This is a genomic window from Microbacterium sp. NPDC006705, assembly GCF_044903545.1.
GTDB lineage: Bacteria > Actinomycetota > Actinomycetes > Actinomycetales > Microbacteriaceae > Microbacterium > Microbacterium plantarum.
In genome coordinates, this window is record NZ_JBJDQQ010000001.1 from 2,153,161 (window position 1) to 2,173,068 (window position 19,908).

At 67.2% G+C, this 19,908-nt stretch carries 26 protein-coding genes and 1 tRNA gene; 16 read left to right on the forward strand and 11 right to left on the reverse strand.

The features are described 5' to 3' along the window. The first annotated feature begins 22 nt into the window (after positions 1–22). The 3 genes from ACI2K6_RS10325 (at position 23) to ACI2K6_RS10335 (ending at position 1,892) form a co-directional block, all read left to right on the forward strand. Positions 23–535, forward strand: coding sequence for an amino-acid N-acetyltransferase (locus tag ACI2K6_RS10325; RefSeq protein WP_269268250.1), 513 nt, complete (start codon positions 23–25; stop codon positions 533–535). A gap of 45 nt (positions 536–580) precedes the next feature. Then, on the forward strand, positions 581–1,249 hold the full coding sequence (locus ACI2K6_RS10330; RefSeq protein WP_282501638.1) for a hypothetical protein: 669 nt from the start codon (positions 581–583) through the stop codon (positions 1,247–1,249). Between the two features lie 235 nt (positions 1,250–1,484). After that, the gene (locus tag ACI2K6_RS10335; RefSeq protein ID WP_323986785.1) at positions 1,485–1,892 is read left to right on the forward strand and encodes a dehydrogenase; all 408 of its coding nucleotides are present in this window, start codon (positions 1,485–1,487) and stop codon (positions 1,890–1,892) included. Between the two features lie 206 nt (positions 1,893–2,098). Here ACI2K6_RS10335 and radA read toward each other — a convergent pair whose 3' ends face one another. The 3 genes from radA to ACI2K6_RS10350 all read right to left on the reverse strand — a co-directional run bounded on the left by radA (position 2,099) and on the right by ACI2K6_RS10350 (position 5,394). Continuing rightward, complete coding sequence (gene radA / locus ACI2K6_RS10340; RefSeq protein ID WP_282501636.1) at positions 2,099–3,463, reverse strand: DNA repair protein RadA; 1,365 nt, start codon at positions 3,461–3,463, stop codon at positions 2,099–2,101. Positions 3,464–3,625: 162 nt separating this feature from the next. Further along, positions 3,626–4,582, reverse strand: coding sequence for an L-lactate dehydrogenase (locus ACI2K6_RS10345; RefSeq protein ID WP_114588768.1), 957 nt, complete (start codon positions 4,580–4,582; stop codon positions 3,626–3,628). Positions 4,583–4,614: 32 nt separating this feature from the next. Continuing rightward, complete coding sequence (locus tag ACI2K6_RS10350; RefSeq protein ID WP_282501635.1) at positions 4,615–5,394, reverse strand: SDR family oxidoreductase; 780 nt, start codon at positions 5,392–5,394, stop codon at positions 4,615–4,617. A 100-nt stretch (positions 5,395–5,494) separates the two neighbouring features. Between ACI2K6_RS10350 and ACI2K6_RS10355 the strand changes: the two genes are divergently transcribed. Then, positions 5,495–6,346, forward strand: coding sequence for a helix-turn-helix transcriptional regulator (locus tag ACI2K6_RS10355; protein ID WP_282501633.1), 852 nt, complete (start codon positions 5,495–5,497; stop codon positions 6,344–6,346). Positions 6,347–6,349: 3 nt separating this feature from the next. Here ACI2K6_RS10355 and ACI2K6_RS10360 read toward each other — a convergent pair whose 3' ends face one another. Then, a complete protein-coding gene (locus tag ACI2K6_RS10360) occupies positions 6,350–7,738 on the reverse strand; it encodes an MFS transporter (protein ID WP_282501631.1) in 1,389 nt (462 codons plus the stop codon). A gap of 71 nt (positions 7,739–7,809) precedes the next feature. Here ACI2K6_RS10360 and ACI2K6_RS10365 point away from each other — a divergent pair. The 8 genes from ACI2K6_RS10365 to ACI2K6_RS10400 all read left to right on the forward strand — a co-directional run bounded on the left by ACI2K6_RS10365 (position 7,810) and on the right by ACI2K6_RS10400 (position 11,218). Then, positions 7,810–7,900 (forward strand) — tRNA-Ser (locus tag ACI2K6_RS10365). 121 nt (positions 7,901–8,021) lie between these two features. Beyond that, positions 8,022–8,594, forward strand: a complete 573-nt coding sequence (locus ACI2K6_RS10370) for a hypothetical protein (RefSeq protein ID WP_404568534.1) — start codon at positions 8,022–8,024, stop codon at positions 8,592–8,594. A 1-nt stretch (position 8,595) separates the two neighbouring features. Beyond that, positions 8,596–8,973 carry a hypothetical protein gene (locus ACI2K6_RS10375; RefSeq protein ID WP_274179434.1) on the forward strand — a complete coding sequence of 126 codons (378 nt, stop codon included), beginning with the start codon at positions 8,596–8,598 and terminating at the stop codon, positions 8,971–8,973. After that, positions 8,970–9,692 (forward strand): hypothetical protein, encoded by a 723-nt coding sequence (locus tag ACI2K6_RS10380; RefSeq protein ID WP_404568535.1) that lies wholly within the window; start codon positions 8,970–8,972, stop codon positions 9,690–9,692. Before ACI2K6_RS10375 ends, ACI2K6_RS10380 begins: the two co-directional genes overlap by 4 nt. After that, positions 9,665–9,955, forward strand: coding sequence for a M23 family metallopeptidase (locus tag ACI2K6_RS10385; RefSeq protein ID WP_404568588.1), 291 nt, complete (start codon positions 9,665–9,667; stop codon positions 9,953–9,955). The genes ACI2K6_RS10380 and ACI2K6_RS10385 overlap by 28 nt, the downstream gene beginning before the upstream one ends. A gap of 22 nt (positions 9,956–9,977) precedes the next feature. Further along, entirely contained in the window at positions 9,978–10,364 is a 387-nt protein-coding gene (locus tag ACI2K6_RS10390; RefSeq protein ID WP_404568536.1) for a single-stranded DNA-binding protein, read from the forward strand. A 24-nt stretch (positions 10,365–10,388) separates the two neighbouring features. Beyond that, entirely contained in the window at positions 10,389–10,691 is a 303-nt protein-coding gene (locus tag ACI2K6_RS10395) for a hypothetical protein (RefSeq protein WP_404568537.1), read from the forward strand. Positions 10,692–10,810: 119 nt separating this feature from the next. Beyond that, positions 10,811–11,218, forward strand: a complete 408-nt coding sequence (locus ACI2K6_RS10400; RefSeq protein WP_404568538.1) for a thermonuclease family protein — start codon at positions 10,811–10,813, stop codon at positions 11,216–11,218. A 12-nt stretch (positions 11,219–11,230) separates the two neighbouring features. On the opposite strand, the gene ACI2K6_RS10405 is transcribed toward ACI2K6_RS10400, so the two are convergent. Continuing rightward, positions 11,231–11,560, reverse strand: a complete 330-nt coding sequence (locus ACI2K6_RS10405) for a hypothetical protein (protein ID WP_404568539.1) — start codon at positions 11,558–11,560, stop codon at positions 11,231–11,233. Positions 11,561–12,270: 710 nt separating this feature from the next. Between ACI2K6_RS10405 and ACI2K6_RS10410 the strand changes: the two genes are divergently transcribed. Next, the gene (locus tag ACI2K6_RS10410) at positions 12,271–12,402 is read left to right on the forward strand and encodes a hypothetical protein (RefSeq protein ID WP_261580534.1); all 132 of its coding nucleotides are present in this window, start codon (positions 12,271–12,273) and stop codon (positions 12,400–12,402) included. 103 nt (positions 12,403–12,505) lie between these two features. Further along, positions 12,506–13,150: a hypothetical protein gene (locus ACI2K6_RS10415; RefSeq protein WP_404568540.1), complete on the forward strand. Its 645-nt coding sequence runs from the start codon at positions 12,506–12,508 to the stop codon at positions 13,148–13,150. 108 nt (positions 13,151–13,258) lie between these two features. Here ACI2K6_RS10415 and ACI2K6_RS10420 read toward each other — a convergent pair whose 3' ends face one another. Continuing rightward, the gene (locus ACI2K6_RS10420; RefSeq protein WP_404568541.1) at positions 13,259–13,579 is read right to left on the reverse strand and encodes an ATP-dependent DNA ligase; all 321 of its coding nucleotides are present in this window, start codon (positions 13,577–13,579) and stop codon (positions 13,259–13,261) included. Between the two features lie 53 nt (positions 13,580–13,632). Between ACI2K6_RS10420 and ACI2K6_RS10425 the strand changes: the two genes are divergently transcribed. Further along, on the forward strand, positions 13,633–13,974 hold the full coding sequence (locus tag ACI2K6_RS10425; protein WP_404568542.1) for a hypothetical protein: 342 nt from the start codon (positions 13,633–13,635) through the stop codon (positions 13,972–13,974). A gap of 325 nt (positions 13,975–14,299) precedes the next feature. Here ACI2K6_RS10425 and ACI2K6_RS10430 read toward each other — a convergent pair whose 3' ends face one another. From ACI2K6_RS10430 to ACI2K6_RS10450, 5 genes are all read right to left on the reverse strand, one after another. Next, positions 14,300–14,812: a hypothetical protein gene (locus ACI2K6_RS10430; RefSeq protein ID WP_404568543.1), complete on the reverse strand. Its 513-nt coding sequence runs from the start codon at positions 14,810–14,812 to the stop codon at positions 14,300–14,302. Positions 14,813–14,827: 15 nt separating this feature from the next. Next, positions 14,828–15,415, reverse strand: coding sequence for a hypothetical protein (locus ACI2K6_RS10435; RefSeq protein ID WP_404568544.1), 588 nt, complete (start codon positions 15,413–15,415; stop codon positions 14,828–14,830). A gap of 109 nt (positions 15,416–15,524) precedes the next feature. Continuing rightward, positions 15,525–15,875 carry a hypothetical protein gene (locus ACI2K6_RS10440; protein WP_404568545.1) on the reverse strand — a complete coding sequence of 117 codons (351 nt, stop codon included), beginning with the start codon at positions 15,873–15,875 and terminating at the stop codon, positions 15,525–15,527. A gap of 411 nt (positions 15,876–16,286) precedes the next feature. Beyond that, complete coding sequence (locus ACI2K6_RS10445; RefSeq protein WP_404568589.1) at positions 16,287–17,216, reverse strand: ROK family glucokinase; 930 nt, start codon at positions 17,214–17,216, stop codon at positions 16,287–16,289. A gap of 77 nt (positions 17,217–17,293) precedes the next feature. After that, a complete protein-coding gene (locus tag ACI2K6_RS10450; RefSeq protein WP_404568546.1) occupies positions 17,294–18,451 on the reverse strand; it encodes an ROK family protein in 1,158 nt (385 codons plus the stop codon). A gap of 142 nt (positions 18,452–18,593) precedes the next feature. Here ACI2K6_RS10450 and ACI2K6_RS10455 point away from each other — a divergent pair, with 142 nt between their 5' ends. After that, complete coding sequence (locus ACI2K6_RS10455; RefSeq protein ID WP_404568547.1) at positions 18,594–19,895, forward strand: ABC transporter substrate-binding protein; 1,302 nt, start codon at positions 18,594–18,596, stop codon at positions 19,893–19,895. Positions 19,896–19,908: the final 13 nt, after the last annotated feature.

Below are 19,908 nucleotides of genomic sequence, written 5' to 3' on the forward strand. Positions count from 1 at the left end.
CGGCGCGGACTATCGTTGAGGCGTGAGCTCCGACGACCCGGCCTTCGTCGTCCGCCCCGCGAAGGCGAGCGACGTCCGCGGCATCCGCGAGATGCTGGACCCCTGGGTGCAGCGACGAATCCTGCTCGGCAAAGACCTCGTGGTGCTCTACGAGTCGGTGCAGGAGTTCGTCGTCGCCGAGGCCGACGGGCAGCTGATCGGATGCGGCGCCCTTCACGTCATGTGGGAGGACCTCGGCGAGGTGCGCACCCTCATCGTCGTGGACGAGTGGCTGCACCGTGGGGTGGGCGGCGCCATCGTCGACCGGCTCGAGCAGGGCGCTCGCGAGCTCGGTCTCTCGCGCCTGTTCTGCCTCACCTTCGAGGTCGACTTCTTCGCGCGGCGCGGGTTCGAGGCGATCGGCGAGCAGATCGTCGACGCCGATGTGTACTCGCAGCTGCTGCGAAGCCCTGATGAGGGCATCGCCGAGTTCCTCGACCTCGCGCACGTCAAGCCGAACACCCTGGGCAACACCCGGATGCTCAAGCACCTGTAGGCGTGCCGCCGGGGCGGCATCCGACCTGCGGCCTACCCTGGCTTCATGACCGACACGCCGCCCCGACGCCGTCATTCGCCCGCGGTCTACCGCCGGCGACGTCTCGTGCTGCTGCTCGTCGTGCTGGTGCTCATCGCCGCTGTCGTGCTCGCGTTCTGGCGACCGTGGGAGGGATCGGCAGCGGACAGCACTCCCGCTCCGGCTGGGTCGTCGGATGCCGGTGAGGCACCGGCGTCACCGCCCGCGGATCAGCCCACGCCCGCGGCATCCCCCAGTGCGCCGCAGCCGTCGTCGGACGCGACGCCGGCCGAGGTCGAGGCGTGCTCCGCTCGTTCGGTCCAGGTCTCGGCGGTCACCGACAAGGAGTCCTACGGAGCCGGCGAACTGCCGCAGCTGTCCATCTCGCTCACGAACTCCGGCTCGGCTCCCTGCCTGCTCAATGTGGGCACGGCGACGCAGAAGCTCACGGTCGCGAGCGGACCCGACGTCTGGTGGCGTTCGACGGACTGCCAGAGCGAGTCGAGCGATCAGGTCGTGCAGATCGACCCTGGCCAGACGGTGTCGAGCGTGACTCCGATCACCTGGGACCGCACCCGCTCGTCGGTCGACACGTGCGACGCGGAGCGTCCGGCAGCGCCCGCGGGCTACTTCAACCTGGCGGTCGAGATCGGTGGGCTCGCGGCGCAACAGGAACGACAGTTCGTGCTGCGCTGACGCGTTCACCGACGTGAGACTTTTCTCACCGGAGAGAGGGCGACAGGTGGCGAGCTCGGCCGTAACCTGGATGCAGTTCCCCGAGGACCCCCGCTGTCCCCAGCAGCGAGTAGTCGCGAAACCCCCCAGAATCGCGACGACGGATCCCCACCTCGGGTGAGCGATGGGCCCTCTCGATTTCCTCAGTCCCCAATGAAGAGTTCGAGAGGGCCCGTTCTCTCTCTAGGCTGAGGTGATGGCTGGAAAGAAGCGCGGCGCGAAGAAGCCGCTGCCCGAGTTCCGCAACCCGCAGCTCGCAGACGCCCTGCAGACGCAAGACATGGCTGCCCTCGCATTCGCGTTGCGGCACGGTCCGACGGTGGTGCCGCTCATGCGACCCGGGAACCGTGACGATCCGCGCGACGTCGGTGAGATCTGGACGTATCGCGATCCGAACACCGGCGATGTCGCGCTGCTGCTGTTCAGCGACGCGGCGCACAAGCCGGCGGCGCTTCCCGCCCACGTGGCGTTGCAGTCGCCCGGGGGCCTGCGCGCCTTCCTCGGCGTGCACGAGGCCGAGATCAGCACCGTGTTCTTCGACATCGCCGGCCCGCACCCGATGCAGGCTGCCCCCCAGGACGTGATCGCCGCCCTCGACGCCTGACCTCGGGCTCGTGGTTTGGGCTCGGGCTGGGGCTGGGGCTGGGGCTCCGAGTTTGGGTTGGCGGTTGGTGCCCCCTCGGCGCGTGGATGGGGGCGTGAACTGCCAGGTGAGTCGGGGTGGGTTGGGGCTCCGAGTTCGGGTTGGCAGTTGGTGCCCCCTCGATGCGTGGGTGGGGGCGTGAGCTGCCAGGTGAGTCGGGGGGCCGGTCAGAAGCCGGCGTCGGCGGCGGATGCTACGGGCTGGCGCACCTGCAGGTCGCGCATCGCACCGCCGATCGTGCGGGATGAGGCATCCACCACGGCGGTGTAGCCCATGCGCTTCGCTTCGGACTGTCGCTGGCTCGACTGCGTGACCGGCCGGATCTCCCCGGCGAGGCTGAGCTCGCCGAAGGCCGCCACCTGTCGCGACACGGCCCTGCCGCCGACGGCGCCCGCGATGGCGATGGCGATGGCGAGGTCTGCGGCAGGCTCGACGAGGCGTACACCTCCCACGGTGGAGACGTAGACGTCCTGGTCGCTCGTGACGGCGACGCCGCGCTTCTCGAGCACGGCGAGGATCATCGCGACGCGGGCGCTGTCGACACCGCTGACGACACGGCGGGGGTTGGGTGCCCCGGTCTTGAGCGTCAGCGCCTGAACTTCTACCGGCAGGGCGCGACGCCCCTCGAGCGCGATCGTGACGCACGTGCCCGGCACGGGGTCGCCGTGCCCGAGGAACAGGGCACTCGGATCGGGCACCTCCGCGATGCCGTCGCCCGTCATGTCGAAGCATCCGACCTCATCCGTCGGCCCGAAGCGGTTCTTCAGCGCTCGGACGAACCGGAGCGAGGTCTGGCGGTCGCCTTCGAACTGGCAGACGACGTCGACGAGGTGCTCGAGCACCCGGGGGCCGGCGATCGACCCGTCCTTCGTGACGTGTCCGACGATGAGGACGGGGAGGTCACGCTCCTTCGCGACGCGGATGAGCGTCGACGCGACCTCTCGCACCTGGCTCGGCTGGCCCGCGACCCCGTCGGACAGCGACGACGACACCGTCTGCACCGAGTCGACGATGAGGAGGTCGGGGCGCACCTCGTCGACGTGACCCAGCACCGTGGCGAGGTCGGTCTCGCTCGCGAGGTAGAGGGCGTCGTGCAGCGCGCCGGTGCGCTCGGCCCGCAGGCGGACCTGGCCGAGCGATTCCTCCGCGCTGACGTACAGCACTCGCCGACCCGAGCGGGCGGACTGTGCGGCGACCTCGAGGAGCAGGGTCGACTTGCCGACGCCGGGCTCGCCCGACAGCAGGATCGCCGCGCCGGGGACGACGCCACCGCCGAGCACGCGGTCGAACTCGCCGACGCCGCTCGAACGTCGAGGCGCCTCGGTCGTGTCGATCTCGGTGATCGGACGAGCAGCGCGGGCAGCGCCGGGGCTCACCGCCGTCACGGTCGACGTGATGCCGGTCTGCGTCGCCGCCTCGACGACCGTGCCCCATTGCTGGCATTCACCGCAGCGGCCGACCCATTTGGCCGTCGTCCACCCGCATTCTGTGCACTTGAAGGCCGAGGTGGCGGCGGGACGTCGAGAGGCCATGCGTCCAGGGTAGGCGCGACCTCCGACATCCCTCGGTCACCGGCCCCTCGCGAGCCTCGCCCCGATACAACTGTCGGACCGGCGGTGCGGATGTCGTCTTCCCGGGGCTCCGGGACGACACCAGCACCGCCGGTCCGACGGATGTATCGGCGTACCGACTGATCAGCCGCGCAGGGAGGTCGCGACCTCGCTGAGCGCCGCTGCCGAGTGCTGGAACAGCTCGAGCTCGCGCTCGGAGAACTCGATCTCCCGCACGGGGAACGCGCCCCGGCGGTTGACGACCGACGGCACGGACAGCGCCATGCCGTCGACTCCGTGGAAGTCGCGCAGCACTGTGGAGACGGGCAGCACGGCATCCTCGTCACGCAGGATCGCCTCGACGATGCGCGCGCTCGAGAGGCCGATGGCGTAGTTCGTCGCGCCCTTGCCCTGGATCACCTTGTAAGCGGCGTCGCGGACGTCGATGGCGATCTGGTCGAGCTCCTCCTTCGTGAACTTGGGCTGACCGTCGAGCGGCACCCAGTCGAGGATCGGCACCGTGCCGATGGTGGCGTGCGACCACAGCGGGAACTCGGTGTCGCCGTGCTCGCCGACGATGTACGCGTGCACGCTCGAGATCGAGACGCCGGCGCGACGCGCGATCTTCCAGCGCAGGCGCGAGGTGTCGAGCACGGTGCCCGAGGCGAAGATGCGCTCGGGCGGCAGGTCGGTGGCCTCGTGCGCCAGGACGGTGAGCACGTCGCAGGGGTTGGTCACGATGACGAAGGTCGCGTTGGGGGCGACGTCGAGCAGCTGCGGCATCATCGAGGCGATGATGCCCGCGTTCACGCCCGCCAGCTCGGTGCGCGTCTGCCCGGGCTTCTGCTTCGCGCCCGCGGTGATGACGACGACGTGCGAGCCCTCGGCGACCGAGATGTCGGACCCGCCGATGATGTCGCTCGAACCCGTGAACTGTGCCCCGTGCGCGAGGTCGAGCACCTCTGCCTCGGTCTTCTCGGTCGCGATGTCGTAGAGGGCCACGTGACGGGCCGATCCCCGGATGAGGGCCGCGTAGGCCACGCTGGATCCGACGGCGCCCGCGCCGACGACGGTGAGTTTGGAGTTCTCGATCGCGCTCATGATCTCAGTCTGGCAGGGGCGAATGAGAGTCGCTACCGGCCCCCTCGCTGCCCCGCGTGCGGGTCGCTCGCGTTGAGTGCGCGCACGACGTCGGCGTAGTCGCCGCGTGCTTCGCCGTGGCGCAGGAACTCGACGCGCTCGACGAGCACCTCGCGCACGTCGGCATCCCGCTCGAGGATCGACATCACCTCGTCGACGAACTCGTCGAGCGGCTGCGCCTGCGGGTTCTCGGCGTGACCGGGCATGAGGTCGGTCTGCACGGCCGGCGGCACGAGCTCCACGATCGACACCGGCGATCCTGCGTACTGCAGGCGCAGTGATTCGCTCAGCATGTGGATCCCGGCCTTCGTCGCGTTGTAGCTGGGGGTGGCGGCGAGCGGAGCGAAGGCCAGGCCCGACGAGACGGTCATGATCGTGGCGGCGGGGCGTGTCAGCAGGTGCTCGATGAACGCGCCGATGAGCCGGATCGGTCCCAGCAGGTTCGTGGTGACGGTGCGTTCGGCGCTGTCGACGAAGCCCGCGGGAGAGGTCCAGTCCTCGGCGTTCATGATGCCCGCCATCGTGACGAGCACGTCGAGATCGGGATGCCGTTCCAGAACCTCGGCGGCGGCGCGTTCGATGGATGCGGCATCCGATGTGTCGATCTCGAGGCCGTCGATGCCCGGGTGCGACGAGCGTAGGTCGTTGATGAGCTCGCGACGGCGCCCGCCGACGATGACCGTGTTGCCGCGCTCGGCGAGGGCGATGGCGAGCGCCCGGCCGATGCCGCTCGTCGCGCCGGGGATGAAGATGGTGCGTCCGGTGATGTCCATGCCCCGACTCTCGTCGCGGCATCCTGATGCATCCAGGCACGCCCGAACGGGGGAGCGGCGGTCCCTGGCTCGGGCGGGTCGCCGCGTTCACAATGGATGCGTGGACCGTGCCGCTCTCGCCCGATTCCTCCGCGCGCGCCGCGAGCGACTGCGTCCGGAGGATGTCGGGCTGCCGTCCGGAGAGCGCCGCCGTGTGGCGGGGCTCCGACGCGAGGAGGTGGCGCAGCTCGCCCTGATGAGCGCCGACTACTACACGCGCCTCGAGCAGGAGCGCGGGCCGCAGCCGAGCCTGCAGATGCTCGCCTCGCTCACGCGGGCGCTGCGGCTTTCGCGTTCCGAGCGCGACCACCTGCACCGCCTCGCTGGGCACACGCCGCCCGAGCGTTCCGGAGCCGCCGATCACGTCGCGCCGGCGCTGCAGCGGGTGCTCGATCGGCTCGACGACATCCCGGCGCTCGTGATCACCGAGCTCGACGAGACTCTCGCGCAGAACGATCTCGCGCGGGCTCTGTTCGGCGCGCGTGAACGGCGCATCGGACCCGAACGCAGCGGTGCCTGGTGCTGGTTCGTGCATCCCATCAGCGAGCGGGCGGTGTACCCGGCATCCGATCACGACCGGCAGAGCCGGGCCATCGTGGCGAACCTGCGCGCCGTCGCGGGCCGGGGTGGCGCAGGGTCGCGGGCCGCGCGTCTGGTCGATGACCTGCGCGAGCGGAGCGCCGAGTTCGCGCGGCTCTGGGACCTCGAGGAGGTCGCCGAGCGCTTCGCCGATCACAAGGTCGTCGTGCATCCGGCCGTCGGCGAGATCGAGGTCGACTGCCAGGTGCTGTTCACGGAGGACCGCTCACAAGCCCTCCTCACCCTCACCCCGGAGCCCGGGTCGGAAGCGGCGGAGAAGCTGCGGATGCTGTCGGTGCTCGGGCCGCTCGCGGCGGAGCGCTCGCCGGCCTGAGCGTCAGTCAGCCGCGGACGGGGTTGCTGCAGCTGAGGGTGCGCTGTTCCGGATGCCGGTGAAGGCGATGAGTCCGCCCGCGGCCATGAGCGCGGCGGTGACGATCGCTGCTCGGTGGAATCCGTCGAGGTCGAGCGCGCCGCCCACGATGGGTGCGAGGAAGGCGATGACCACGAGGCCCGCGACCCGCGCGACGGCGTTGTTGACCGCCGAGGCGATGCCCGAGCGCTCGGAGTCGATCGCGCCGAGGATCGTCGAGGTCAGCGGCGAGACGGTCACGCCGAGCCCGAGCCCGAACACGACGAGGCCGGGCAGCACCTGCCACCAGTAGTCGAAGCGCTCGCCGACGAGCAGCAGCATCAGTGCGCCGCCGGCCATGACGAGCGGGCCGACGGTCATGAACAGGCGTCCGCCGAGGCGTTCCGCGAGCGAGCCGGCCCACGGGCTCAGAACGATGAGCAGCACCGTCGTCGGCAGGCTCGCGAGGCCGGCCAGCGTCGCGCTGAGGCCGGCGCCCTCTTGCAGGTAAACGCCGACGACGAAGCCGTTGAGCGAAAGGGCGGCGTAGACGAACAGCGTCGCGAGGTTGCCGGTCCAGTAGTTGCGCGCCCGGAAGAGCCCGAGGGGCAGGATCGGATGCCGCGACGTGCGCTGCCGCAGCAGGAAGGCCGCGAACATCACGGCGCCGCCGGCCAGCGGCATCCAGATCGCGGGGGAGGCCCAGCCGAGGTTCGGCTGCTCGATCAGTGCGAAGACCATGCCGCCCAAGCCCGCCGTGCACAGGACCGCGCCGAACCAGTCGATGCCCGCATCGGCTCGGCGTTCGTCGTGCACGGGGAGTCGTGCGACGAGCCACAGCGTGACGGCCACCGGCAGGACGTTGATGAGGAACGCGTAGCGCCAGGACAGCAGGTCGACGAAGAGACCGCCGAGCAGCGGCCCGACGAGCGAGGCACCGGTCGTGAAGGCCGTCCACAGGCCGATGGCGCGAGAGCGCTCGTGGCCCTGGAGGAGCGATGTGATGAGGGCGAGCGAGCTCGGCACGAGGAAGGCGCCCGCCGCGCCCTGGACGGCGCGCGCGGCGATCAGGAAGACCGGATCCTGCGCGAGTCCCACCGCGACCGAGGCGACACCGAAGCCGACCAGCCCGATGCGCAGCACGAGGAGGCGCCCGTAGGCGTCGCTCACGGAGCCCGCGAGCAGGATCAGCGACGACAGCGTCAGCAGGTACGCGTCGACCGCCCACTGCTGCGTCGCGAGACCGCCGCCGAGCTCGCGTTCGATCGCGGGGAGCGCGACGTTCACGATCGTGCTGTCGAGGAACGCGACGGATGACGCGAGCGACGCGATCGCGACGATGAGAGCTGTCTGCGGGGCCGATGATCGCGTCACAGACACACGCTACGCCCGGCCGGGGACGCCGTGGTTCGCAGCATCGCCTCGGATGTCGTAAGCTGGTCGGCGGTGACGTGTCCGAGCGGCCGAAGGTGCAACTCTCGAAAAGTTGTGTAGGGTAACCCCCTACCGTGGGTTCAAATCCCACCGTCACCGCCAGCGAAAACCCCCGGTTATCCGGGGGTTTTCTGCATGTTGCGGACGTGCGTGGTGCATTTTTGGTGCAAGTCTGGGTTCGTCGTTTCCACAGTGCACACTGCCGACGGCTTACCTGACTGGCTTGTCACGGAAGCTGGTCGAGGGTCAGGTCGTCGGCGGTGCTAGACACCAAGGGTGGCTCAGGGGGGGCGAGGCCCTCGACCCGCTGATCGTCTACCAGATCGGTTCCGCCGGCACGTACCCACTGCTGCACGCGATCCGCCGTATCGCGCGAGACGGTAAGCGCATTGACGAATGGGAAGCGAAGGCAGCTCGATCGGCCCTCACGCGGGCTATCGTGCAGTTCGGGGGCGGTCGTGCTCCCACAATGAGCGGCCCCCTGCCGCTGCTGGGCGACGTCGACGCGGAGGAGCTGAACGGCAGCGAGTCCGCCCGTGACCGGCTGCACCGGGTGGGCCTCGGCGTGCGATTCACCCTCGAAGGGCTCTTGGAGGAGCACGGCGGCCTGCTCGACGGCGACACCAGCAGAGAGGTGGCGCTGACCGGCAAGCTGACGAGCTTCGATATCTCTCAGCTCCCCGGCGAGGGCCCGTCCTCGCACCGTTGTCCGCGCGATCGGCAACCAGTGGATGCTGGGCCGGCTCCGTGCCGATCCAGGCTGGCAGACGACCTGCATCAACGAGGAAGGGTGTGACATGGTTCAAGGCCCCACCGCGCACCTGTTGAAGTCGAACCAGAAGCTCTCTCGTGGCCTCGGCCTGAGCAACGTCTTCGTGTTCCACAAGGGCGCCGATATCGCCGCTGATTCGCCCGGGCGAACCGTCATCAGCGAGGCGCAGAGCATCTACATCTTCCGGCAGGACCGCCAGGAGGATGCCGACTGGGCGGTTCAGACCTTCGGATTCGACCCGTCGACGGCCGAGACGTTGCAGAACCTCGCACCCGGTCACTTCGTGTTCAAGTACGGCAGCGTCCCCGAAACGCACGGGCAGCACGTGCGTTCATCCATCGAGGTCAGCCTGACTGACACCGACGAGGGAATGCGAGGAGACGGCGACCAGGACGCGGCATGAAAACCAAGCTGATCGCCGCTGTCGTGGCCGTCGCCGTGGCGCTCATGTTCGGGGCGACGTTCATCCTCTCCACCGTGCAGCGAGCCGACGCCGCCGGCATGTGCATGGCCGACACCGGCGGCTCGCTGCCGGCAGAAGTGAACGGGTACAAGCGCGACCAGCTCACCAACGCGGCGGCGATCGTCCGAGCCGGCATGGATCTCGGCATCAATCAGCACGGCCTGCTCCTCGCGGTCATGACCGCGATCGGCGAATCGTCACTGCGGAACATCACCTACGGCGATTGGGAGACCTCCGGCGTCACCAACCCCAACGGCACCCGCACGACCTCGATCGGACTGTTCCAACAGCAGGACTCATGGGGGAGCGTTGAGGACCGGCTCAACCCCGCACGCTCCGCAGCGCTGTTCTACGACCGGCTGACCCAGGTCGACGGGTGGGAGGACATGCCTGCCACGCTCGCGATCCACAAAACCCAGGTCAACGACAACCCCGAGCATTACGCCCGATTCGAGACGGACGCGAAAGCAATCGTGACGGCGCTGACCACCGCGTGCAGCGCAGGCACGGGGGAGTGGGTTGTTCCCGCCCGCGGGAAGGTCACCGACACGTTCGGAACCTGCACCACAACCGCCCCGGCGATGAATGCCATAAGGGCACCGACCTGGCCACCGGATCATGCGGGAGCCCCATCTGGGCAGCAGGTGGCGGCACCGTGACCTTCGCCGGCGTGCAGACCTACCGGGGAAACGTCGTATGGATCGACCACGGCAACGGCATCGAGTCCGGGTACTTCCACATGGAAAACGGCAGCCTGCGGGTCACCAAGGGGACCCAGGTCACCGCGGGAACCCAGATCGGCACGATGGGCGAGACAGGGTTCTCGTTCGGGTGCCACCTTCACTTTGAGATCCACAACAACGGCAAGCCGATCAACCCCGAGCCGTTCATGCAGAACGCCGGCGCGCCACTGCCGCGCTGACCACCGAGAGAGAGGAACCCCCATGTCCGTACGATTCGTCACCGGCCGGCTCTCTGCTGACCCCGAGGTGCAGCAGGCAGGCCGCATCCAGATCACCAAGTTCACGGTGCTCGAGAACGCTTACGAGTACCGCGGCGACGAGCGAATCGAGGGGCAGCAGCCCCTCGCTCACTACGTCGAGGCGAAGTTCGAGCTCGGCGCGAACGCCGCGAGCTCGCTGCACAAGGGTGACGCGGTGATCGTCATCGGCGCCGAGCGGGATGCGTCGTTCGAGGGCCGCGAAGGCACCGTGTACCGGCGCATCATCGACGCCTCCGCGATCGGTCCCGATCTCGCCCACGCGACAGCCACCGTCGAGCCCGTCCGTCGTGCCCCTGCTACAGCAGAGCTGGCGCCAGTGGGGAACTGACCCGCGATGGTTCCGCAGTCCGGCATGCCCGACATAAAGCCGCAGATCCCACCCATCCCCGAACTTATCAAAGCGCTCGCAGGTTTCGCGACCGTCGCCGCAGGCGTCGCATTCATTGCGGTCGTCCTCGCCGCGCTGTTCGCCGCCCTGGGCGGCTACACGCAGTGGGCGATCCGAACCGGCTTCGTGGCCTTCTTCGCTGCCCTAATAACGCTGCTGACGTGCGCGATCGCGGGGGAGTGGCGCCCCGCGATCGCTCTCCTCGGCGGGGTCGTCCTTGCCGCTTTCATCGCGCTGGCCGCGCGCTGGCAGCGCAGCCGGGTTTGACCACGATGAGCCCGCGACGCCAGATACTCGCCCCGATCCTGCTCGGGGCGAGTATCTGCGTCAGCGCATGCGTGCCACTCAGCGGCGCTGACGCCGGCAGCTCGTCGACGAGCGGCGTCGTGGTCGCAGTCGTCGACGGCGACACGATCGACGTCGACACCGGCGCCGGCGCGCAGCGGGTGCGGATCATCGGGATAGACACCCCTGAGATCGGCCGGGGTGGGAAGACAGACGAGTGTTTCGCGCAGGAGGCGCGGGCGATGCTCGACGAGCTGATCTATCGCAGCGACGTCGAGCTGATCGCGGACCCCACCCAGGCCGACGTCGACCGGTACGGCCGGCTACTGCGGCACGTCCACCACGAGGGTCACAGCGTCGCCCTGACCCTCATCAAAACCGGCGCCGGGTACGAATACACCTACGGCGCCGCCTATGACGGCCAGGACGCTCACAGAACCGCCCAGGACGCCGCCGAGCGCGACCGCCGCGGCCTATGGGCAGCGTGCGCGACGGGCGGCGTCAGATGAGCGCATTCGCACTCACCCGGCCGGCGGCTTCGCGCTGATAGGCGTCACCGCGGAGGCCCACACCCAGGTGCGATGTTCTGCCTCACCGACGAGGAACCGGATCGCCACGGCATCCGACGTCCACCGACACGCCTGCCCGTCGACCCATACCGGTGTTGCGCCGAACCGCACCCAGGCGCGGACGGGTTTCGGTTTCGGGTCGATCGTCACCGGCTCGGTGTCGAGGCCTATCTCTTCGCGGGAGAGGGATTGCAGCGGGCCGGCGTCGCGCGCGATGCGTTCCAGGATCTTCTGATCCATCCGACGGTCGACCGCGGCCGCGTATCGCTTGTTCGTTCCCACGGCCACACCTGCCCCTCTCGGAACTAGGGTAACCGTGTTCGAAGATATGTTCTATTCAGTGCGGCGGGGCAGGGGTGTCCGCTGCGCCGCCCCCAAGCCGCGCAGCGGACTACCGGCGGCGGGGCCATGGCGCCACCCGGAGGGGAACAAGCACCATGCGCCGGTACCCGCAGCATAGGCAGTTAGCCCCCCGTGTCCTCAAATTGCGGGCCCCTCGCGGGGAGAGGTGGGAGACGGTTGAGGGTGGCATCGATCAGTGCCGCTCACTGCACTCGATGAGGATTGGGTCGCGTCAGGATGGGCTGCGGTGTTCGACTCTTCGGCGCGGTGCCGAGGCGAATCCGCATGGAGACGCACCATGTGAATAACTCGGGGCGTCCAACCCGGAAAACCTGGCACTAGAGGGGCGAGGATGGGCCTTCTGGCGCCCCGGCGATCACAAGTCACCACGAAACCTCAAGGCTGGCGCAATTTATCCCCGTGGCCCACTGTGCCCACGGGGCGGTGTCGGAGGTCCACCTTAGAATGAGCTATGTACGAAGAAGCCCCGATCGGCTTAGGCCGAGAAGGACTTCTCGTGCACAGCAGATCGGGGCTGAGGTGTCTTTGAGCGGACCTCTCAACTCTAGAGGCTCAGTAGCCTCTACGCGTTCGAGACCGGGTGGTCTTGACCGGGTGACCTGCTCCACCCAAGTCAGAGAGGAACCACCATGGCGAAGGCATCGTCGCGGTCGTCCAAGCCCTCGAAGGCCACGCTGAGCAAGGCAGGAAAGACGCTCGCGTCCGACTCGTCGAGCAAGTCGGCCAAGTCGCAGGCCGGCTCGACCCTCGGCAAGGGATAACAGCAGAAGGGGCTGACAGAGAGCGTCAGCCCCTTCGTCCCTCACCCTCCGCCTGTGGTCCGTCTCTGCGTATCGTCCCAGTTCTGGGCGAGAAGGGGGCCCTATGCCTTCTGCAGATCACATTCCGTCGTTCAACCATCTCCGAGTCTTCGTCCGCGCGAAGTCTGCCGGTCGCGCTACCCGTGTGGCCTATGACCGCCAGCAGGTGGAGGCGCCCGCGGACGGGCGGATCTTCGCTCACGTGTACGAGAAATTCATCACCGCCATGCTCGCCTATGTCGCCCGCGGCTCTCGGGGAAGCGCGCTCGACGACGCAGTGCACAACGCCTCCGTTCGGATGCGTGCAAGCTATGACCAGGCCGCGCGCGGCATGACGGCGATCCTGGATAGCCACCCGGCTCGCGAGGCAGTCCGACACCAGCGAAGCACCGTCGTGAAGGACGCAGACGGGTACGAGCTAGTCAGCATCCGCATGCACGTCGAACTCGCCCTCGTCGACGGACGTCACCTCATCACCTACATGCACTTCCCGAGCGATGCCCTTCTCGAGGCCGAGCTCGCGGTGATGGAAACGACGGTCGCCCTGGCTGCTCGTCAGATGAATCCCTCCGCGATCCCCGCCATCGCGATGGTCAAGGCGGGCAAGCTCATCCTCGTCGACTCGACGCAGGCCCTCACGCCCGAACGGATCGCCTTCTTGCGGACGGCATCGGTCGCCTACCGGGCCGAGTGGGAGATCGCCGCCTAATCCTGTTGGGAGGGGAGGTTCTTCCTCTCCTCCCATCGAGGCCGCGCCCAAGACGTGGGTCTTAATCAGGGTTCCGGTGGACTGTGTCAGCGGAGGCGCTGAACGTGGTCATGCTCGGGGTGCGGGGTCGTGAACGATCGTGTTGTCGGGTTCCCGGACGAGTTGGAGACCGTAGGCGCTGTTTGCCGATGCCATGAGCGCTTCGATCCATGCCGGGTTGATGGTGGGGTTCTTGCTGCCGTGGAAGGTCAGCATGAGCGGCATGCTGGCGTCGACCCACAGCGATCGAATGCCGTCGCCGTGGGGGAGGTGCATCATGAACGACTCGTCCCGTCGGAGCTTGTTCATGATCACCAGGCGCAGGTGGGCGAGGGTTCGTTCCTCGATCTCGAAGTTGTTCTCGATGCCGGTGTAGGTCAAACGTCCCATACCGCCACGGTAACCCGCTGTCGGGCCGAACGAGGGGGCGCTACGCTTGCGCGATGACCGAGGACGAGGCGCATCGTCTCGGCGCAGAGGCGGCACGGAAAGCGAACGAGGCGGCGGCCCCGCTGCTCCGAGCCGCTCTTGAGCAGGCTCGGACTGTTCCCGGCACGGAGGCACATGCTGTTGCGACAGCGCGCGCTCAGGAAGCCGCACGATCACTCCTCGACGCTGCGGCGTATGTGACACCCGAGAGGGCCGTGTTTGCGCTCGCGCGGATGTCCGCGGCGCTGATCGACGAGTTGGCGGGGACGCATGGTTTGGACGCAGCTTCCCTGCTCGACCGCTTCGAGCAGGATCTGTTCCTGTGGAACCTGAACACCGATCCGAGTACGCAGTGAGGTGGAGCGAGCGCAGGACCCTGTCGAAAGTGATCCTCCTCGGCGCGATACTCCTCGCAGCCGCTGGTCTGGTTCTCGGCGTAGCGGCAGCGATCATGGGGTACTGGGCTGGGCTGGGTGGAGCCGCGACCCTCATCATTGGGGGCGGGGTCGCCTACTGGCTCGCAACCCATCAGTCCGGCGGTAGTTCCAAACTTCTGCGCCTCGGCGTGTTGACCGACGCCAGCGACCGCCTACCCGATTGGGGGTGCCGGGGTGGCACGTAGGGGCGGCGGGGCGTTACCGGGACTCCCTGGTTGGCGTAGACCTCCGCGCTAGCCACGACCTAGTCCTTCGTGCACTCGAAGGTTCCCTGCACATCGGTGAACTTGTATGTGCCGGAGGCAGCGTCATAGAACGGTGGGTAAAGAGTCGTGAGTGTCAGAGTGGTCGGGTTCACCACGTTCACATTCCCGAAGTCCACCGGGATGTCTTCTCCGTTGGTCATGTCGAAATAGCTTGCGGAGGTGACGTCACCGTCGATCACAGTGATCCCCGGGCCGCCCATCGCGCCAAGACCGTTCCCTCCCGGCTGCTCACAGGACCAGTCGCCGTCGTAGATGTCCTGCCCAACATCCCCAAAGCCAGGACGACCGATGGCCCACCAGATGAACACCGCAGAGGCGATTGCACCCATTGCGATCACCCAGTTGACAAGGCTGCTTCCCGGGCGGTTCTCACTCACAGCAGGAGAATAGCGAACCCTGCCGACGGGCTGCCGCCGGAGCTCGTCGTCGATCTCGCCAAGCCGCTTGGCTACCTGCTCAGTTGAATCTGCGCCACCGTCAGGGGTCGCCACGGCGCCATCGTATTGTCAGTTAGGCCAGACGACGACATAGTCGTCAGGATTCTGGCCAGCCATGAACTCGGCGATCAGCGCCGCGACTTCTTCGCGAGAACGGACAGTGTCAGTGGAAGGTGTCCGGTACGCACCAAGGGTCCAGTACCCCGTCACGGGGTTCTCGTAGTAGTCGAAACCGTCAGTCCTATTAACGAGAACTACCTGCTTGCCGGTCTGCGCACTGAGGTCGCTGATGAGAGCTGACCGCGCCGCCCCGGCTGCGGAACCGGTCGCATCCTCCACCCTCGGAAACTGTTGCATCAGTGCTTCGCCGCGCACATTCACATCTTGCTGCACGGCATCCGGCAGCGGCGCGGCGCGGTCCACGACGACGTACGAGCCGTCCGGCATCGGGTATCCCCGCTGAGGCCCGTCGTAGTCCGCTGCCATCACCTCGGCGGTCGCGGCATCGATTACTTCTCCCGAGACGTACGCGGGCGCGGTCGGGGACGGCGATACCGGGCTAGCGGCCATTCCCGCCGCCGCATCCGGCTCTGGCGCGCATCCCGCCACGGCGAGCAGAGTGAGCAGTGCGATGGCGGGAGCGGTTAGGCGTTTCACGCTCGGATGCTATCGGTCGCCGCGGTTGGGGTCATGGGTCAGCAGCAGAACGAGACTCAACGTCAACGAGCCGTGGTGCGAAACCGATCGTTTGCGGTGCAAGAACGCCCTACGCGAGTGGTCGCAGGGTGTCAGGGCTGACGGGAATGTGCGTTGAGTAGTACAGCTCCGTCGCAGAACTGTTTCCCCAGTCATCCTTCTGGAGGCGGATCGTGGTCGGTGAGACTTCCGCGATGCGCACCTTCAGCCACGAACCATCATCGAGACGGAGCTCGTACGTGTCGGCGAGGTAAGAGAGCCCTAGTGCGTCGAGCGATTCTTCTGCGGTCAACCAGTCCACAGCCTGCGTGTGGGTTCGGCCGAGTAAGTCCACAACGACGAAGCCGTCCCCGACGGGCTTCATCCATCCCAGTAGTTCACCGTCGCCCGAACGCCGGTGTTCAATCCAATCCGCTTCCATCCGCTCAGCCTAGAAACCCGAGTCCACGCAGCCAACTCTGAGCTCAACCGGACCACGAACGATCGTTTTCGGCGGTTCGCGTTCTGCCGCTCCGCAGGGCGTGCCTCATACGTCGTTCGTAACTCGGTTTCGGCGGGCAATTATGGCGCGGTCTGGAGTGGTTGAGCTCGGTTCGAGAACTAGCCTCGTCGTGTCCGGATGTTCGGACGAGTCGGGCCGGGTGCGGTGCTCTAGGGCTGCTGCACGTTGGCAGCCTCTACCGCAGTGGCGCAAGCGCCGACGAGAACTTGACCGATGACTGCAAGGGCCTGTGCGGCAAGTTTCTGCCCCGGCTCGGGCCGAATCGCCTCGCGCAGGTCAGAGGGCCAGCAGAGGATCGCAACGGTCAAACCTACTAGGCCCTTCTCTCGCTCACGCGCACGCTAGGGCAGCGGCTCCCATCAGGCCGGCGTCGTTGACGAGGTCTGCAATAGCGAACTGTGCTGTGGGCCGGTCGCTACGGCCCGGGATCGACGCCGAATACGCGGCGCGTACCGGTCGAAGGAACTCCTCACCCAGCTCCGCGACCCCTCCGCCGATGACGAAAAGTTCGGGGTCGAGCACGGCTTGAAGGCTTGCGCAGGCTTGGCCCAGAGCGCTCGCTACGCGGCGAATTGCTTCGGTAGCGCCGGGGTCGCCGGCAAGTAGCAATCGCGACACGGCGGGGCCAGATATTGATCCGTTCTCGGCGCGGTGGGCAGCGAGGGCCTGCCCGATGCCATCGGTGTCAGCAATCTGGCTCGCCTCGCGTTGTATAGCGCGACCGGAGGCGTACTGCTCGAGGCAGCCGTCCTGTCCGCATCCGCACGGTCGACCGTCACGGACAACCCGCAGGTGTCCAAGTTCAGCCGCCGCGCCATGGCCGCCTCGCAACAGTTCCCCATCGAGAACGATCGCGCCGCCCACTCCGGTGCCGATAGTGAGCATCACCATGTGCTGCACGCCGCGGCCAGCGCCAAAGCGGTACTCGGCCCAACCAGCGGCGTTGGCGTCGTTCTCGATCGTGACTGGCAAGCCTGTTCCGTGGCACAGGATTGCCTTCAGCGGCTCGCTGCGCCAGGCGATGTTCGGCGCGTGAATGACTGTCGTCCGCTCGCGATCAATAAAACCGGCAGCGGCGACCCCGACCGCTGCAATCTCGTGCGTCGCGCGGAACCGATCGATTATGTCGATGACGACCTGCGCGAGGGCTGCCGTGTCCTCGGGGGTGTCGACGCGTACCCTCTCCAGGATCTGACCATCGGCGTCGACGACGCCTCCGGCGATCTTGGTCCCGCCGATGTCGATCCCGGCCCTGAGCACCACGAGGGCTTCCTACTTTCTTGTCACGCGACGATTTTCAACCTCCGGGTCTCACCCCGGCGAGACCCGGGTGCTGGCTACTGCACGGCGGCGAGGGTGCCGAGCGCGAAGGCTTGGATAGCGAGGACAGCCGCGCCCCGAGCCCATTCGACGTTATCGCCGGATGAATAGTCGATCGGGGGGGTGTGAGCGCGTGGATCTCGCAGCTCCCGAGCTTTCCCCTGCACCGTGTCGTGCCCGACCACCGCGAGCCGCACTCCCTCGCCGGCGATGATGATGCGATCCGGAAGGGTGAGATTGCAGACGGCTGCGATCAAGACCCCGAGCCCACGGGCGGCGTCATGCACGATGCGCGAGGCGGCGGGGTGGCCCTCCGCGGCCAGCTCGACAGCTTCGTCGAAGGTGACGTCATGTCCGAGTGCTTCGGTGGCGTAGCGGGCGATGGCGTCGGAGTTGAGCAGTGCTGCTGCGCAGCCGCGGTGACCCTGGTGGCAGAGGGGGCCCGTCGGGTCCATGGGCCAATGGCCGACGAGGCCATAGCCGTAATCGTCGCCCACTATGGGCTGTCCGTTGATCACGAGGCCGAACCCGGTGCCGATTCCGAGCGTGATAACGGCGAATCGCTCGTCGTGGCTGGCGAATCCGAACCAGTCCTCGTACTCGCAGAGCGCGACGACGTCGTTCTCAACAAGAGTGGGGATCCGGGTTTCCTGTTCAATCAGATCAGCGAGAGCGATTTCTTCCCAGGCGAGGAAACCGGCACTGATAACGGTTCGACGGTCGTGGACGGCACCGCCGATGCCGATACCTATGGCAGTCACGGTGTGGCTGACTTCGAAGGCGCGATGCAGGTCCTTCACCTGCTGCACAACGGCGGCCGGGCTTCGATCGCTGAGCGGGACGGCGGTGCTCTCAACCACTTCGCCACGTAGGTCGGTCACGGCCGCGACGATCTCGCTCTCGCGGATCTTGATGCCGAGGAAGAAGTGGGAAGAGGCGTCGACATCGAGGAGGCGCGAAGGTCGCCCGACTCGTCCGTTGCTGTGTTCTCCAACGTCATGGATCACACCGCGTTCGATGAGCGGGGCGCTGAGGCGGCTCAGGGAGGCGTGAGAGAGCCCCAGGCGGCGCCCGATCTCCGCGCGCGAGATGGGGCCACGGCGCAGAACCTCGATCGCAACAGGGAGCGCAGCGCCGGCGTCGGAGCCCCATCCAGGCTCGAGCGTTGTGCTCATTCAGTCTCGCAATACGTCCATGTCGTGAGAAACATCTCCCCCTGAGCGTAACGCAACTGTGACTTGACGCCCTAATACGTTCGGCGTAAACATATTGTGGGCGTCCGATGAGGGACGCGGACCAGGACCATGGGAGGTCAATGTGATCAGCAACCGGAAGACGAAGGTGGCGATCGCTGTAGCAGCCATAGCCGTCGCAGGGCTCAGCCTCAGCAGCTGCTCCGGTGGGGGCGGGGGAGAGGCCGAAAGCGGCGACACCCTCAAGGTGTGGTGGTGGGAGAACGACGCCTCGGCGCTGTCAGCGGGATGGAACCGTGCGATCGAGATCTTCGAGGAGAAGCACCCCGACGTCACGGTCGAGTTCGAGCTGAAGACCTACGAGCAGATGCAGCAGTCCGGCCAGCTGCTGCTGGACTCCGACGACGCTCCTGACGTCCTCGAGTACCTCAAGGGCAATGCCACCGCTGGCTTGGTTTCGCAGGCGGGCTTGCTGACCGATCTGACCGAGGTTGCCGACAAGCGCGGCTGGGATCTGAGCAGCTCGGTGCAGGACGTCGGGCTGTATGAGAACGGTCTGATGGGTTCTGGGCAGCGTTACGGCGTCACCAACTACGGCGAGTACGTACCCGTCTGGTACAACAAGAACCTCTTCGAGCAGTACGGCCTCTCCGTCCCCACCTCGCTGGACGAGCTCGAAACCGTCATGCAGACATTTGTTGACAACGGCATCACTCCCCTCGCTCTTGGATCGGCGGACTACCCGGGCGTGCACCTGCTGTACGAACTGGCGCTGCAGAACATGGATGAGGCGGACTGGGCGGCTTACCAGCGCTTCGACGGCGACGTGAACTGGGATGCCTGGGAGACCGCTGCCGAGACCGTAGCGGATTGGACGGCGAAGGGGTATATCAGCACCGACTCCACCGGTATCCCCGCCCAGGATGCCGGCAACGCCTTCGTCGCGGGCACCTACCCGCTGTTCTTTTCCGGCACGTGGTGGGCGGGACCGTTCGTCGACGACATCACCAGCTTCGAGTTCGACCAGTTCCTCTTCCCCGGCACCGACTACGTGCCCGGCTCGGGCGGCAACCTCTGGGTCGTTCCGGAGAAGGCGAAGAACAAGGAGCTCGCCTACGACTTCATCGAGATCACGATGAGCGAAGAGGTCCAGAACTTCCTCGGCGAAGAAGGCCAGGTGCCCGTTGCAGCCGATCTCGATGCAATCGAATCCCCGGTCGGCAAGCTCGTGCTCGGCGAGTTCGCAAAGCTGCAGGACAGTACCGAGGGCGGACTGGCGTGGTACCCGGACTGGCCGGTGCCGGGTCTGAATGACGTTCTCATCCAGAACAACACGGAGCTCGTGCAGGGCACGAAGACGCCCCAGCAGGCGGTCGAGGGCATCCGCACCGCATACGAGCAGGGCCTCGCCGACGTAGGCCTGTGATCCGACGGTGTGC

Excerpts from the sequence above, each read along its gene's own strand:
- ACI2K6_RS10330 (WP_282501638.1), top strand. The coding sequence starts at position 581 with ATGACCGACACGCCGCCCCGACGCCGTCATTCGCCCGCGGTCTACCGC.
- ACI2K6_RS10335 (WP_323986785.1), top strand. The coding sequence starts at position 1,485 with ATGGCTGGAAAGAAGCGCGGCGCGAAGAAGCCGCTGCCCGAGTTCCGC.
- radA (WP_282501636.1), bottom strand. The coding sequence starts at position 3,463 with ATGGCCTCTCGACGTCCCGCCGCCACCTCGGCCTTCAAGTGCACAGAA.
- ACI2K6_RS10345 (WP_114588768.1), bottom strand. The coding sequence starts at position 4,582 with ATGAGCGCGATCGAGAACTCCAAACTCACCGTCGTCGGCGCGGGCGCC.
- ACI2K6_RS10350 (WP_282501635.1), bottom strand. The coding sequence starts at position 5,394 with ATGGACATCACCGGACGCACCATCTTCATCCCCGGCGCGACGAGCGGC.
- ACI2K6_RS10375 (WP_274179434.1), top strand. The coding sequence starts at position 8,596 with ATGGTTCAAGGCCCCACCGCGCACCTGTTGAAGTCGAACCAGAAGCTC.
- ACI2K6_RS10380 (WP_404568535.1), top strand. The coding sequence starts at position 8,970 with ATGAAAACCAAGCTGATCGCCGCTGTCGTGGCCGTCGCCGTGGCGCTC.
- ACI2K6_RS10390 (WP_404568536.1), top strand. The coding sequence starts at position 9,978 with ATGTCCGTACGATTCGTCACCGGCCGGCTCTCTGCTGACCCCGAGGTG.
- ACI2K6_RS10395 (WP_404568537.1), top strand. The coding sequence starts at position 10,389 with ATGCCCGACATAAAGCCGCAGATCCCACCCATCCCCGAACTTATCAAA.
- ACI2K6_RS10410 (WP_261580534.1), top strand. The coding sequence starts at position 12,271 with ATGGCGAAGGCATCGTCGCGGTCGTCCAAGCCCTCGAAGGCCACGCTG.
- ACI2K6_RS10415 (WP_404568540.1), top strand. The coding sequence starts at position 12,506 with ATGCCTTCTGCAGATCACATTCCGTCGTTCAACCATCTCCGAGTCTTC.
- ACI2K6_RS10420 (WP_404568541.1), bottom strand. The coding sequence starts at position 13,579 with ATGGGACGTTTGACCTACACCGGCATCGAGAACAACTTCGAGATCGAG.
- ACI2K6_RS10425 (WP_404568542.1), top strand. The coding sequence starts at position 13,633 with ATGACCGAGGACGAGGCGCATCGTCTCGGCGCAGAGGCGGCACGGAAA.
- ACI2K6_RS10440 (WP_404568545.1), bottom strand. The coding sequence starts at position 15,875 with ATGGAAGCGGATTGGATTGAACACCGGCGTTCGGGCGACGGTGAACTA.
- ACI2K6_RS10450 (WP_404568546.1), bottom strand. The coding sequence starts at position 18,451 with ATGAGCACAACGCTCGAGCCTGGATGGGGCTCCGACGCCGGCGCTGCG.